This is a genomic window from Streptomyces sp. NPDC000880 (assembly GCF_053599675.1).
Map to the genome: position 1 here is coordinate 42,051 of NZ_JBSFMS010000002.1, position 14,213 is coordinate 56,263.

A 14,213-nucleotide genomic window follows, 5' to 3' on the forward strand; every position below is an offset into this window, starting at 1 on the left:
GGACCACGACCACAGTTAAGGATGCGGAGGAAGCCGTCCGCGAAAGCGAGTCCGGCTACAGCTCGTACACCGCCGTCACCGGCGCATGGTCGCTCCACCGCTCCCCGTGCGTCGCCGCACGCTCCACCCACGCCTTCACCGCGCGCCCCGCCAGGCCCGCCGTTGCCACTTGGTAGTCGATGCGCCAGCCCGTGTCGTTGTCGAAGGCCCGCCCGCGGTACGACCACCACGAGTACGGCCCGTCCTGGTCCGGGTGCAGCGCCCGGACCACGTCCACGTACTCCGCCTCGTCGAAGACCCGGGACAGCCACTCCCGCTCCTCGGGCAGGAAGCCGGAGTTCTTCTTGTTGCCCTTCCAGTTCTTGAGGTCCACCTCCCGGTGCGCGATGTTCCAGTCGCCGCAGACCACCACCTCGCGCCCGTTCGCCGCCGCGCGGGCCTTCAGTTCGCGCAGATAGGGCAGGAACTCGCCCATGAACCGGATCTTCTCGTCCTGGCGGTCCGTCCCCACCTCTCCCGACGGCAGGTACAGGCTCGCCACCGTGACACCCGGCAGGTCCGCCTCGACGTACCGCCCGCTTCCGTCGAACTCGGTCGACCCGAAGCCGATCCGCACCGCGTCCGGCTCCCGCCGCGTGTAGAGGGAGACACCCGCGCGCCCCTTCGCCCCGGCCGGGGCGTGCACCGTGTGCCAGCCGTCCGGCTCGCGCACTTCGTCCGGGAGCTGGTGGGCCTCGGCCCGGACCTCCTGCAGGCAGATCGCGTCGGCATCGGTGCCGGCCAGCCACTGGACGAAGCCCTTCTTGGCCGCGGCGCGGAGTCCATTCACATTCACAGTTGTCACGGTGAGCATTCCGGCACCCTACCGAGCACCACACCGGCAGCCCGCCTTCGCATACCCGTACGATCTGCCCATGAATTTCCGCGCCATGGCGTTCGACCACCCCGACGCCGTCAAACTCAACGACCAGGTTCAGCTCGAATACGCCGAGCGGTACGGCGATGAGGGCGATGTCACACCACTCGGCCCCTCGATGTTCCTGCCGCCCCGCGGCCTCTACCTCCTCGCGTACGACGATCAGGGCCGGCCCGTCGCGACCGGCGGCTGGCGCTCGCAGGACGCGAACCCCGAGGGCTACTTGGACGGTGACGCCGAGCTCAAGCGCATGTACGTGGTCCCCGAGTCGCGCGGCCTCGGTCTCGCCCGTCGCATCCTGGCCGCCCTGGAGGACGACGCCCGCGCCGCCGGCCGTACCCGGATGGTGCTGGAGACCGGCATCATGCAGCCCGAGGCGATCGGGCTCTACACCTCGGCCGGCTATCTGCCGTGCTCGAAATTCGGCCACTACCGGGAGTACGAGAACAGCCGCTGCTTCGCCAAGCCCTTGTCGCGCCCCTGACATAAACGTGCTTCCCGTGGCACTCTGCCTCACGCACGCCGATCCGCACCGCCTCATCCCCCACCCTGCCCGCGCGACACCACGCGCGGGCGCGGCAGAAGGAGACATGCGTGAGACGCCATCGCACCCCCGCCGGGATCCTGCTGACCGTCGCCGCCCTGCTCGCCGGCGCGCTGTCGGCCACCGCCGCGGACGCCGCCCCCGCCCCCGCTCCTGCCCCCACGGTCTTCAAGCAGCGGCAGACGCAGGGCTTCTGGACCGCTGAGCGGATGCGCAACGCCACCCCGCTCGATCTGCTGCCGCTGACCCGCGACGGCCTCAAGGCGCTCGGGACGCCCAAGCGCGGCGGCAAGGAAACCGTCATATCCCCCACCGCCGTCTCGCCCACCGCCTTCCCGCAGGCCGGCGGCCCGTGGACGGGTGGCGGCGCCGTGGTCAAGACGTCCGGGCGGGTGTTCTTCACCTTCCAGGGGCGTACGGCCTCCTGCTCCGGCAACTCCGTCACCAGCCAGAACGGCGGCACCGTGATCACCGCGGGCCATTGCGTGAAGTACCAGGGCAGCTGGCACACCAACTGGGTCTTCGTACCGGCGTACAACAACGGCCAGGCGCCCTACGGCCAGTGGCCCGCCACCAAGACCTTCTCCACCGACCAGTGGGTGGCGAGCGAGGACATCAACTACGACGTCGGCGCGGCCGTCGTCGCCCCGCTGGGCGGCAAGAAGCTCGCCGAGACGGTCGGCGCTCAGGGCCTGAGCTTCAACGGCGGCTACAACAAGGCGATGTACGCCTTCGGCTTCCCCGCGGCCTCTCCGTACGACGGCACGAAGCTCATCTACTGCAGCGGGAACTCCTCGAAGGACTTCCTGTTCTCGACGGACCACAGCCTGGGCTGCAATATGACCGGCGGCTCCAGCGGCGGCCCTTGGTTCACCTCGTTCAGCGAGGCCACCGGCACCGGCCTGCAGGCCTCGGTGAACAGCTTCGGCTACACCTTCCTGCCGAACCGGATGTTCGGGCCGTACTTCGGCAATGAGGCCAAGGCCGTCTACGACAAGGCCCAGGTCTCCTGAACCGCTTGAGCCACTCGGGCCGGCGGGGGCCGCTCAGCCCCCGCCGCCCCGGGGCGCGACCGCCGTCTCGTGCACGCCCTCGGTGTCCACGTGCGGCAGGATCCGGTCCAGCCACCGCGGCGTCCACCAGGCAGCCCGCCCGAGCAGCGTCATCACCGCCGGCACCAGCAGCAGCCGCACCACGGTCGCGTCGATCAGCACGCTCACGGCGAGGCCGAGACCGAGCATCTTCACGACGATGCTGTCGCTGATGATGAAGGCGGCGAAGACGCTGACCATGATCAGCGCAGCGCAGGTGATCACCCGCGCGGTGATCTCAAGCGCGTGCGCGACGCTCGCCTGCGGGTCGCCGGTGCGCAGCCACGCCTCATGGACGCGGGAGAGAAGGAAGATCTCGTAGTCCATGCTCAGACCGAAGACGATCGCGAACATCATCATCGGCACGTAGCTCTCGACGGGTACCTTGCCCGACACCCCCAGCGCCGGGCCGCCCCAGCCCCATTGGAAGACGGCCACCACGACTCCGTACGAGGCCGCGATGGAAAGGACGTTCAACGCGGCCGCCTTGAGGGCGACCAGCACTCCGCGGAAGACGATCAGGATGATGATGAAGGCGAGGGCGACCACCACGGCGATGATCAGGGGCAGCCGGCTGGAGACGATGTCCAGGAAGTCGACCTGGGCGGCGGTCGTGCCAGTCACATAGCCGTCGGCGGAGGTGCCGGACACGGCCTGGGGCATGACGTCGTCCACCAGCCGGTTGACCAGCTTTGTGGTCTCCTCGTCCTGCGGCGCCTGCTGCGAGTAGGCGGTCGCGACAAGTACGTCCCCGTCCTGAGTCGGCTGCAGCGGCGTGATGGTGGCGGCGCCCGGCACATTGCTGAGCGCCTGCTGGGCCTGCGCGGAGAGTGCCGCCCGGTCGGCCGACGCCACCGAGGTCTGGTCGATGACGAGGGTCATCGGCCCGTTGGAGCCCGGCCCGAAGGCCTCGGACATCAGGTCGAACGCCCGCCGGTCGGTGAAGGACTTCGGGTCGGCGCCGTCCCCGATATGGCCGAGCTGGATGGAGAACAGCGGTACGGCGAGCACCGCGATGACGGCCACCCCGCCGGCCAGGAACTGCCACGGCCGGCGCTGGACGCGCTGCGCGTACCGGTGCCAGGTTCCGTGCGCCTCCTCACCCGGCTCGGCGTCCGTCTCCGCGATCGGCTTGCGCACCCGGTACTTGTCGATTCGCCGGCCCATCAGCCCCAGCAGAGCGGGCACCAGCGCGAGCGCGCCGATGACCGCCGTGACCACGGTGACGGCGGCGGCCACCCCGAGTTTGGCGATGAAGCTGACGCCGGAGACGGACAGTCCGGCCAGGGCGATGATGACCGTGCAACCCGAGACGAGCACCGCCCGGCCGCTGGTGGCCACCGCCTGGCCGGCGGCGTTCACCGGGTCTGCGCCGTCCATGAGGTTCTGCCGGTGCCGGGTGATCAGGAACAGCGCGTAGTCGATACCCACACCGAGGCCGATCATGGTGGCCAGCGTGGGTGAGACCGTCGCGAAGGTGAACGCGGCGGCGAGCATCCCGAGCAGGGCAAGCCCGCAGATCACGCTGATCAGCGCCGTCAGCAGCGGCACAAGGGCGGCGAGAACACTGCCGAAGCCGACCAGCAGGACCACGATCGCCACGCTGAAGCCGATCACCTCACTGAGCCGGTCGTTGGCCGCGGGCCGGGCCAGCTCACCCAGCGGACCGCCGTACTCCACATCCACTCCGGCGGCCCGCAGCGGCTGGACCGCCTTGTCCACCCCGTCGAGATACGACTCCTCAAAGGTGGAGGGCTGCTCGTCGAAGCGGACCGTGATGTACGCCGTTGAACCGTCCGAGGACAGCGGACCGACGTTCTGGCCGGACGGCTGCGGCGGTGGAGTGGCCCCGGCGGGAGGCAGCGGATTCTGCGCCGAGATCACATGCGGCAGCTTCTGCAGATCGCCGATCACGGTGGACATCTGCGTTCCGTGGGCGGTGAGCGGGTTCGAGGTGTCGTGCAGAACGATCTGGCCGCTGTAGCCCCCGGCGGATGGCTGATGCTTCTCGAGCACGTCCAGCCCCTGTGTCGATTGGACGCCGGGCAGCGAGAAGTCGTCGGAATAGTCACCGCCGTACGCGTGATGCAGGACCTGAAGGCCGGCGAGGACGACCAGCCAGGCGACGAGGACGAAGACACAGCGGCGGGCGCACCATTCACCGAGCCTGCGCAGGAGCCCCTTACGGGGCGCGGGTTCGGACAGGCGGGAGGTCTGCGGGGGCAGCTCAGCCTTCGTCATGTGTGTCTCCCGACGAGAAACCGAAGCGGACATTCCGCATTAGAAGCCCGATTCGCCAGGACGGCATGCGCAACGGTCACGCACCATCTCGATGCACAAAAGACGACGTCCCGCCCGATCATGATGATCGGAGGGACGTCGTCAGTCGTTGTGGACCGTTCGCGGGTGGGGTCGAACTGGGGGGCGCGAGGCCAACTCAGGCGGTCATTCGCCGCCCTCCCACGGGGCGAGGCCTTCGATCTCCTGACCGGGGATGGGGCCGGGCTTGCGGATCTTTCCTACGACGGAGTAGTAGGTGTCGACCATGTTCCCCACGTACATCTTTCCGCACTGGCTGATGTACTGGTAGGCGTCCCACTTGTCGAAGCCGAAGCCCTCTTCGAGCCAGCCGACCAGCTCCGCGTAGGCGATTCTCGCGGCATCCTCCATGGGACGGGCGCTGCCGACCACCATGATCTCATCGGGCGACTCGATCCGCGGCCACGTGATGGACTTGCCCTTGATCAGCCCGAACGTGAGGGTGACCTTGCCGCTGATCTCCAGCGCGACACCGCACGCCTCGCCGTCGCCCTGCGCGGCGTGGCAGTCTCCGGTGTAGAAGTACGCGCCCGGGACGTTCACCGGGAAGTACACGCGCCGCCCGGCGCAGACGTCACGGACGTCCATGTTGCCGCCGTGCATGGACGGGGTCAGCGCCGAGAGCACCTCGAGGTCGGGAGCGGTGCCCATCGTGCCCATGAAGGGGTGCGGCGTGACCGAGAACTTGTCCGAGTAGGCGAAGTTCCCGTCGGGCTGCCGGCGGTAGATCCACACCTTCTCGGGAAGCGGGTCCTGGAGGGTCCGGGTGAACGTCGTGGACGTCAGCCCCCCGAAGTCCGGGATATGGGTGCTGACCGCCCAGTCACGAGTCAGCTCGACATCCGCGATGTCCACCACCAGGGTGTCCCCCGGCTCGGCGCCCTCAACGAAGATCGGCCCCGTCTGCGGGTTCAGGTATTTGCCGAGAACCTCGGTCGGCCGCTGATCCGAGCTGTGCAGATGCCCCTCGAAGGCGTCCTCGGTGTAGATCTCAACGGGAACGCCGACCGGCACCGTGACAATGGGCTCAAGGTAACGGGAGTAAACATATGGGTACTCAGGACCGGCCTTGACGACAATGGTCTCGGGCGATGAGCTCTCTGACATAAAAACAATTCCTTTCGCGCGCGCCGTGAGGGGTCACAGCGCGAGGATCCGACGGCGGTTTTCTTCCACGAGAAGCTCGGACGGAGCCAGCTCATCGACGATCGACCCCTGGTCCACCACGAGGCAGCGGCTCGCCAGTCCCGCGACCATGTCCAGGTCCTGCTCGATCATCAGGACCCCGGCGTCGGCCTGCTCGGCGTACGTGCGCAGGACGCGCGACATGGCCTGGATGAGGTTGGGCTGCACGCCCTCGGTCGGCTCGTCGAGCACCATCAGCCGCGGTCGGCGCACGAGGCACCGCGCGAAGGCGGCCGCCGCGCGCTCGCCGCCGCTGAGGCTGCCCGCCCGGCGGCCGAGAAGGCTCGGCAGCCGCGGGAATTCCTGGTACAGCATCTCCAGAAGTTCGCCATCGACGTCGCCGGACGAGAGCCCCAGGGTGATGTTCTCCTGGACGCTCAGGTCGGCGATGAGCCGCGCTCCCTGCGGGACATATCCCAGACCCGCCCTGGAGCGAGCGTGGGCCCTTTTGTTCAGGAATTCATCGCCGAACAGCGTGCCCTCTCCGCCGAGATACGGAAGGCTTCCCATCAGCGTGCGGGCCAGCGTGGTCTTGCCGACTCCGTTCCGGCCGACCATGCCCACGATCTCCGGTCCGACGGAGAAGGTGATGTCACGCAGAATGCGGGTCTTGCCGTACCCGGCGTCCAATCCCCGCACCTCGAGCAGAGGCTTCATCGTGTCGCCCCTTCTACGGACGTCTCAGGCGCTTTCCTGTGGCCGTCGGCGGTACCGAAGTAAATCGACATGATCTCCGGGTCTTCCGATATCTCGTCGGGCGTCCCCTTGGCGATCAGCTTGCCCTGATGCATCACCGCGATCTCCTCCGCCAGGGCACGGACGAAGGCGAGGTCATGGTCGATGAACATGACCGTGATGCCGGCCCGGTTGACCGCCTGGACGCTCTGCACCATGGCCTCGGTCTCGACGGCGCTCATCCCGGCGACGGGCTCGTCCAGGAGCAGGATCCTCGGCGAGGACACCTCGGCCATGGCCAGTTCCAGGCGTTGCTGGTAGCCGTGCGACAGTTCCGAGACCGGGAGGTCAGCCATGTCGGTCAGATGGTGGGTCTCGAGCGCACCGGCCAGGTCCCACTTGCGCGGACCCCGCCTGGCCGCCATGACCAGGCTCTCCCGGACCGTCAGTCCGAGGAACACGCCACCGGACTGCAGCGTCGTCCCGATGCCACGGCGCACCCGCCGCACCATCGACCAGCCGGTGACGTTCTGCCCGTCCATCTCGATGGTCCCGGACGCCACGGGCACCAGCCCCAGGACCGCCCGGAACAGGGTGGACTTCCCGGCTCCGTTCGGTCCGATGAGACCCAGGCAGCTTCCCGCGGGGATCTCGAGGCTGAGCCCGTCCAGCGCCCGGAACTCGTCGAACGCCACGGTGAGGTCCTTCACCACCAGCGAGGCGGCCGAGCTGCGCGAACCGCCGTGCGGACCCGCGTACTTGGTCGCGTTCATGCGCCGCCTCCCGCCGTCGACCCGGCCGTGACCCGATCGACCTGGCCGGAGCCCTTCGAGGGCGGTGCGGGCGCGTCCTTTCCGGAACCGGACAGGAGCCTGCCGACCTGCTTCGTCACCCAGCCGCCGACGCCACCCGGAGTCACGAGCATCACCACGACCAGGCCGACCCCGAGGACGATCAGTGCGTACGAGGCACCGCCGGAGGCCAGGTTCTGCGACACCAGCGAGTAGACGAGCGCGGCGAGCATCGCGGAGATGGCCCGGTCGCGGCCCGCAATCGCCGCGATGACGACGGGCAGGGTGATGCTCTGCAGGGTGAGGAGCGTGGGACTGGTGTACGAGCCCCACAGGGCGTAGAACTCGCCGCCGGCCGCCGCGAACGCGGCCCCGGTGACGAAGATGCCCAAACGATAGGCCCGCACGTTGTAGCCGAAGAGCTCGGCCCGAACGGGATGCTCCGCCACCGCCCGGATGCCGATGCCGATGCGCCAAAAACGCAACAGCGACACTGCGGCGACCCCCGCCAGCAGCACGGCGGCGGTCAGGAAATACAGGGTCGTCGTGCCCACCGGAACGCCGCCGACGAACAACGGGGCGACGTTGTTGATGCCGTTGTAACCGCCCAGCAGGACCTTGCCGATGTGGTAGTTCTCCCCCCCGGTCTGGTTGAGGAACGTTCCCAGCATCAAGCTGAACGAGAGGGTGACGATGCCCAGCAGGAGGGCGCCCATCCGCCCGTAGAAGATGAAGAACCCCAAGAATGCGGCCAGCGCAAGCACCACGAGCGGAGCGGTCACGAGAGCGACGATGGGGCCGATGTCCGCGTCGAGGTTGCCCGCGATGACCGCGTAGGCGTACGCGCCCAGAGCGTAGAACGCCGCCTGCGCGAAGGAGAAGATCCCGCCGAAGCCCCAGACATGCACCTGACTCACGGTCAGGATCGCGAAGGTCAGGAAGCTGACCGAGACGAGAACCGTGTACTCCGGCGCCGCGAACGGAAAGATCAGGAAACCGGCCGTACAGAGCAGCAGAGCGATTCTCGACCCACCGGGTGAGGGATGACCGGAGCGACTTTGGATACCGAGAGCGGACGGGCGAAGCCGCCCAATTGAGAGTGTCATATGGCCGCCAACCGGGGTCGCCGGAGAATTGCGGAGAACCCTCCCGGAAGGATCCGGATCAGCACCAGGGTGGCGCCCAGGAGGGAGAGAACCCCGTAGAAACTGCCGAATCGGTACGAGACCACCGCGTCGAGGAGGGCATACGCGGCCGAGGCCAGGAAGGTTCCCTGGAAGGTGCGTTCACCGGCCACGACGACGATGACGAACGCGTACACCACGAAGCCCTGCCCCAGGCTCGGCGTGAGGCTGATGGTCGGAGCGACCAGACCTCCGGCGAGCCCGGCCAGCGCCGCGCCGAGCACGAACGCGATGGTGTACGTGGCGCGGGTGTCGATCCCGAAGCAGCCCGCCATGTCCTCGTCCTTGGACACCGCCCGGATATTGGTCCCCAGCTTCGTCTTCTGGAAGGCCAGATACAGCCCGTAGGTCGCGATGATGCCGACGACCGTCACGAGCAACCGGTACGTGGGGACGGACTCACCCGCGATGGTCAGTTCGCCTCCGGGACTCGGGATGCGACTGCTCTGCGTCGACCCGAAGATGAGCAGCAACGCCTGGATCACCACCAGGCTCACCCCGAAGGTGACCACGATCGCGTCCGTGGGCCGGGTGTACAACCGGCGCATGATGGCCAGGTCCAGGACCAGGCCGAGCAGCGCGACGAGCACCGTCGCGAGCAGGATTCCCAGGGGGAGCGGGAGTCCCGCGTTCACGGCCAGGACCGTCGCGTAGGCGCCGATCGTCATGAGCTCGCCGTGCGCGAGGTTCATGACGCCCAGCACCCCGTAGATGATGGACAGCCCCAGCGAAACGATCAGGAAGACACCGAAGATCTGGGACGCCTGGAAGAAGACGCTGATCACCGCTGACATGACACGCCCCCTCGGGGGTGCCGGCTTCCATGCCACAGGACCTCGGTCACGGCTTCGCCTTGAACGGGATCGCCTTCAGCTCCTGCGTCACCTTCGCCGGCATCTTCGCGGAGGGGGTGTACTGCGTGGTGTCGTCCTTCTTGGTGAGGTCACAGCCGGCGACCGTGCTGAGCCAGTTGGGCTGGACGCCCTTCCACATCACCGGGAACTCGATCTTCTGCTGCTCGGTGGTGTGCGCCAGGTAGATGTCACGGACGGCGGCGTGCGTCTTGGGGTCGATGGTCACCGGGCCCGACGGGGACTGGTAGGTGAGGCCGCTGTTGAGCGCGGCCTTTACCTTCTCCTTGTCGGTGGTGCCGGCCTTCTTGACGGCCTCGGCCCACAGCATGATGGCGTCGTACTCGGACTCGGCCTCTTCGTTGATGTACGGGTCCTTCGGGAACATCTTCATCCACTCGTCCACGAAGGGCTTGGCGGACGGCAGGTTGTTCTGGCCCAACTCCTTGATGAAGTTGGTGGGGACGTAGATGTTGGCCGCGGCCGGGGGCGCGAAGCGAAGGTGCTCGTAGCCCTGGGCCACGATCACGGTGGAGCCCATGGGCAGGTTCTTGATGCCGGACGAGGCCCACTGCGGGAAGAAGGAGGACTGGTCGTTACCGACCAGCAGCGGGATCAGGACGTCGGGCTTGGCCGCCTTGATCCGGGCGATCGAGCTGCTGAACTCGTTCTGCGACAGCGGAACGAACTCCTGCCCGACGACGCTGCCGCCGGAGGCCTTGGTGATCGCCTTCACCCAGTCGGAGGTGAGGTGCCCGAAGTTGTAGTCCGCGGCGATGACGTAGACGCGCTTGCCGAAGTGCTCGACGAGGTAGGGCATGAGGGTGGCGACCTGCTGCTCGGGCACCGCGCCGGTGTTGTATTCGTTCGAGTCGCACACACCGCCCTCGTACTGGTTGGTGTAGAAGTACAGCTGCTTGTACTGGTCGATGATCGGGCGGATGGCCTCGCGCTGGGCGCTGGTCTGCGCGCCGAAGATCACCGGCACCTTGTTCTTGACGATCAGCTCTCGCGCGAGCTGCTGCATGCGGGTGTTGTCGGACTGCGTGTCCGGGGCGATCAGGTTGATCTTCTTGCCCAGAAGCCCACCCTTGGCGTTCAGTTGCGCCACGGCCAGCTGGGCCGCGTGGTACTTCTGGTTGCCGACGATCGCCAGGTTGCCCGAGTGGTCCTCGAGCTGGCCGATGTTGATCGTGTCACCCGATCCGGCTGCGGGACCGCCTCCACAGGCGCTGGTCAGCGCGAGCACCGCGAGGCCGAAAGCCGCCATTACCGAACGTCTGACTCGTATCACAGGTGTTCCTTAGTGGTCGGAGCGAGCGAAGGCATGCCGAGATCTCGCCAGGTGGAGTTAAGTTCCCGCTACCCGAAATATTTTCTGGAGGAAGGGTTTCCTAGATTTATTAACTCAGTGTTACGGCTCGGGTTCAATCGTTAAGATCCGCGTCTCACGGCACCGCCCGCCGCACCGGCGGGCACCGGACGCCCCAGGACAGGGAAAACCGGCCGACCAACTTCACCAGGACCCAGGTGTGTTCATTCCGCTGATGGGATGCGTACGCGGAAGGTCACACCTCTTCCTGGGGTGGTGGTGAGGTCGACGTGGCCGTTGTGGGCGGTGACCAGAGCGGTGACGATGGCGAGGCCGAGGCCGGCGCCGCCCCCTTCGCGGCGGGTGCGGGCGGCGTCTGCGCGGTAGAACCGTTCGAAGACCCGGGTGGCTTGGTCGGGCTGGAGGCCGGGGCCTTGGTCGGCGACTTCGATGACGCCGTGGCCGTTCTCGATGCCGACGCCGATGCGTATGGAGGTGCCGGGTGGGGTGTGGGCGATGGCGTTGCCGACGAGATTGGCGACGACCTGGCGCAGGCGGGCTTCGTCGCCGAGGACGACGGCGGGTGCCGACGGGCTGTCGCCGCCGGGGCCGGTGAGGTGGACAAGCCGGGTGGCGTCGAGGGCCGTGGTGTCGTGCAGGGCGTCGGCGGCGAGAGTGCGCAGATCCATCGGGGCGAGTTGCAGGGGACGGCTTTCGTCGGCGCGGGCCAGGGTAAGCAGGTCCTCGACCAGGCCGCCCATCCGTATCGCCTCGCTCTCGATTCGGGCCATCGTGCGCCTGACGTCGGCCTGGTCGGGCAGCGCACCCATCCGGTACAGCTCGGCGAAGCCACGGATGCTGACGAGCGGGGTGCGCAGTTCGTGGCTGGCGTCGGCTATGAAGCGCCGCATGCGGGCCTCGGATTCGGCGCGGGCGGCGAAGGCGGACTCGATCCGCGCGAGCATGATGTTGAGCGCGGTGGACAACCGTCCGGCCTCGGTACGCGTTGAGGCGTACGGCATCCGGTGCGACAGCGGGCGGCCGGCGGCGATCTCAGTGGCGGTGGCCTCGATGAGGTGCAGCGGGCGGAGTCCGGCCCCCATCGCGAACCAGCCGGCCAGGCCCAGCAGAGCCGCCACGACCGCGCCGATCAGCTGGAAGGCGGTGCGCAGGCTGTCGGTCGTGGAGGTCACGTCGTGGAGGGATGCGGCCACCACGATCCTCGCGGGGAGGGCGCCTGCGTGTCCGGTGGTCTGTTCGTTGCCGGACCGAAGCGGGTGCCGGGCGGTGGCCCCCGGGACGGGGAGGATGAGCACCCGCCAGTCGCTCTCGCCATGGTCACTGGGGATCTCGAAGGGTGTGCCGGTGCGGGCGCGCAACTGGGCGGCGTCCATGACCGGCCACTGTGGACGAGCATCACCGGGGGAGACCGGGACGCTCAGTTGCTGGGAGATCTTGCCGTCGGACGCGGCGAAGGCGACCACGTACTGGCTGGGCAGCCAGGGCTTGCTGAGGCCGTTGTTCTGCGTGTTCGACGAAGGCGGGCCACCGTTGGCGAGCCGACGCGCCAACGGACCTCCGTACCTTTTGAGCTGTTGGTCGACGCGCTGAACGAGATCGCCCCGAACGTAGCCGAGCACCACGGTGTCGCTCACGCCGAGGCCGACTACGACCAGCACGACGGACAGCACGACGAGCCGGGACCGCAGGGAGAGTGGCGACGGACGCCAGGCACGCGTCCAACGGGCCAATCCGATACGCATCGCGGTCATCCGTGCGGGGCGCGCAGCACGTAGCCGACGCCGCGTACGGTGTGGATGAGTTTGGGGGCGCCGTCCTCGCCGGAGTCGATCTTGCGGCGCAGGTAGGAGATGTACGACTCGACGATACTGAGGTCCCCGCTGCAGCCGTAGGCCCAGACGTGGTCGAGGATCTGCGCTTTGGACAGCACCCGGCCGGCGTTGGCCATGAGGTGTTCGAGCAGTCTGAACTCGGTGGGTGACAGCGGGACCGGGCGGCCGGAGCGCAGCACCTGATGGCCGACAGGGTCGAGTTCGAGGTCGTCGACCATCAGGGTGCCGTTGGTGTCCGGGCCGCCGGTGCGGCGCAGTATGGCCCGGATGCGCGCGATCAGTTCTTCCAGGCTGAAGGGTTTGGTGACGTAGTCGTCGCCTCCGGCGGTCAGGCCGCTGATTTTGTCGTCGGTGCCGTCTTTGGCGGTGAGGAACAGGACGGGTAGATGCTCGCGGCTGGCGGCTGCTGTCAGGTTGTAGGCGCCGGAGTCCTCACGCAGCCGCTTTACCACGGTGAAACCGTCCATGTCTGGCAGCATCACATCCAAAATAACCAGGTCAGGGGGTTCATTGGCCACCGCTGCCAGTGCTTCGGCACCTGTTGCCGCAGAGACCACTTTGAACCCGACGAAGCGCAGGGATGCCGCCAGCAGTTCCCTGATGTTGGGTTCGTCGTCGACGACCAGCAAACTGGCCTCGGGTGCATCTTTGGACATCTAGCCTCTTTATATGTACGAAAGGCTGAGCGCTACGCCTCACCGTCTACGCGCGGCATCAGCCCCTGGAACCGCCTCCGGCCTGCCCGCCTCCGCCGCCCCCTCCCATGGCGCCGCCCTCCGTCACCGTCGTGGCGGTGATGTCGCCGGAGGAGTTCTGGCTGCCGCGCACGGTGACGGTCTGGCCAGGCTTCAGGTCGGAGACTTTGCCGCTCGCGGAACGGCTGACCTGAGTGGACTCGCCGGTGGTCACCTTGATGATGGCGCCTTGGGGATCGCTGACGTAGATCGTGCTGCCATCGATCACCTTCACCGTGCCGACCGTCATCCCGCTTCCGCCGGCGGAGGCGCTGCCGGCGCCGGACGCCTGTCCGCCCGCCCCGCCGCCCTGGGCGCCCCCGGGGCGCCCGCCCGCCGCGCCCCCCGCCGGGGCACCGCCCGGCCCGGAGGAGCCGGACGACTGGCCCTTCTCCACCAGCACGCCGCCGGTGAAGGCCAGCGCCGCGATGACCGCGCTGCTCAGCAGCAGGGCGGGCCAGGGCAGTTTGCGCCGGGGCGGGGCGTTCAGCTCTGCACTGATGTCCCGCATGTCCGGAGGGTCTGCGAGCACGTCTTCGGGCTGCTCGGCGTAGTCGGGCCGGCCAACGGAATCGGGCGCGTCCGGGGTGCCGGGAGCCGTGCTGGGCAGCGGCTCGTCCGGCGGCGCCGGAGCGGGTTCGCGGGCGGCAGCCTTCACAAGGGGGCGGTGGCGGGCCATGTCCGGGTACTCCTGTCCATACGGTGGATCGTCGTCATCGCGGGGGCGGCGGCCGATGGCCGCCGCCGGGAGCGCTGGT

Annotated in this window: 13 protein-coding genes; 2 read left to right on the forward strand and 11 right to left on the reverse strand. The window is 68.1% G+C overall.

Going from position 1 to position 14,213, the window contains the following annotated elements; translation table 11 throughout:
- Positions 1–55: 55 nt before the first annotated feature.
- A complete protein-coding gene (locus tag ACWDO5_RS01150; RefSeq protein WP_450527316.1) occupies positions 56–853 on the reverse strand; it encodes an exodeoxyribonuclease III in 798 nt (265 codons plus the stop codon).
- A gap of 61 nt (positions 854–914) precedes the next feature.
- On the opposite strand from ACWDO5_RS01150, the gene ACWDO5_RS01155 reads away from it, so the two are divergent.
- Positions 915–1,400 (forward strand): GNAT family N-acetyltransferase, encoded by a 486-nt coding sequence (locus ACWDO5_RS01155; protein ID WP_450527318.1) that lies wholly within the window; start codon positions 915–917, stop codon positions 1,398–1,400.
- Between the two features lie 110 nt (positions 1,401–1,510).
- The gene (locus ACWDO5_RS01160) at positions 1,511–2,473 is read left to right on the forward strand and encodes a trypsin-like serine peptidase (protein WP_450527319.1); all 963 of its coding nucleotides are present in this window, start codon (positions 1,511–1,513) and stop codon (positions 2,471–2,473) included.
- A gap of 33 nt (positions 2,474–2,506) precedes the next feature.
- Here the strand turns inward: ACWDO5_RS01160 and ACWDO5_RS01165 are convergent, their stop codons facing one another.
- The 10 genes from ACWDO5_RS01165 to ACWDO5_RS01210 form a co-directional block, all read right to left on the reverse strand.
- Positions 2,507–4,792 carry an MMPL family transporter gene (locus tag ACWDO5_RS01165; RefSeq protein ID WP_450527321.1) on the reverse strand — a complete coding sequence of 762 codons (2,286 nt, stop codon included), beginning with the start codon at positions 4,790–4,792 and terminating at the stop codon, positions 2,507–2,509.
- 204 nt (positions 4,793–4,996) lie between these two features.
- On the reverse strand, positions 4,997–5,977 hold the full coding sequence (locus tag ACWDO5_RS01170) for an acetamidase/formamidase family protein (RefSeq protein WP_450527322.1): 981 nt from the start codon (positions 5,975–5,977) through the stop codon (positions 4,997–4,999).
- Positions 5,978–6,010: 33 nt separating this feature from the next.
- Positions 6,011–6,712: an ABC transporter ATP-binding protein gene (locus ACWDO5_RS01175; RefSeq protein WP_450527324.1), complete on the reverse strand. Its 702-nt coding sequence runs from the start codon at positions 6,710–6,712 to the stop codon at positions 6,011–6,013.
- Entirely contained in the window at positions 6,709–7,503 is a 795-nt protein-coding gene (locus ACWDO5_RS01180; RefSeq protein ID WP_450527326.1) for an ABC transporter ATP-binding protein, read from the reverse strand. The genes ACWDO5_RS01175 and ACWDO5_RS01180 overlap by 4 nt, the downstream gene beginning before the upstream one ends.
- Positions 7,500–8,627, reverse strand: a complete 1,128-nt coding sequence (locus tag ACWDO5_RS01185) for a branched-chain amino acid ABC transporter permease (RefSeq protein WP_450527327.1) — start codon at positions 8,625–8,627, stop codon at positions 7,500–7,502. The genes ACWDO5_RS01180 and ACWDO5_RS01185 overlap by 4 nt, the downstream gene beginning before the upstream one ends.
- Positions 8,624–9,499, reverse strand: coding sequence for a branched-chain amino acid ABC transporter permease (locus ACWDO5_RS01190; RefSeq protein ID WP_450527328.1), 876 nt, complete (start codon positions 9,497–9,499; stop codon positions 8,624–8,626). The genes ACWDO5_RS01185 and ACWDO5_RS01190 overlap by 4 nt, the downstream gene beginning before the upstream one ends.
- A 46-nt stretch (positions 9,500–9,545) precedes the next feature.
- The gene (locus ACWDO5_RS01195) at positions 9,546–10,826 is read right to left on the reverse strand and encodes an ABC transporter substrate-binding protein (RefSeq protein WP_450527330.1); all 1,281 of its coding nucleotides are present in this window, start codon (positions 10,824–10,826) and stop codon (positions 9,546–9,548) included.
- A gap of 266 nt (positions 10,827–11,092) precedes the next feature.
- Positions 11,093–12,631: a sensor histidine kinase gene (locus ACWDO5_RS01200; RefSeq protein WP_450527332.1), complete on the reverse strand. Its 1,539-nt coding sequence runs from the start codon at positions 12,629–12,631 to the stop codon at positions 11,093–11,095.
- A 5-nt stretch (positions 12,632–12,636) separates the two neighbouring features.
- The gene (locus tag ACWDO5_RS01205) at positions 12,637–13,377 is read right to left on the reverse strand and encodes a response regulator transcription factor (protein WP_450527334.1); all 741 of its coding nucleotides are present in this window, start codon (positions 13,375–13,377) and stop codon (positions 12,637–12,639) included.
- A gap of 58 nt (positions 13,378–13,435) precedes the next feature.
- Complete coding sequence (locus ACWDO5_RS01210; RefSeq protein ID WP_450527336.1) at positions 13,436–14,134, reverse strand: DUF5666 domain-containing protein; 699 nt, start codon at positions 14,132–14,134, stop codon at positions 13,436–13,438.
- Positions 14,135–14,213 lie beyond the last annotated feature (79 nt).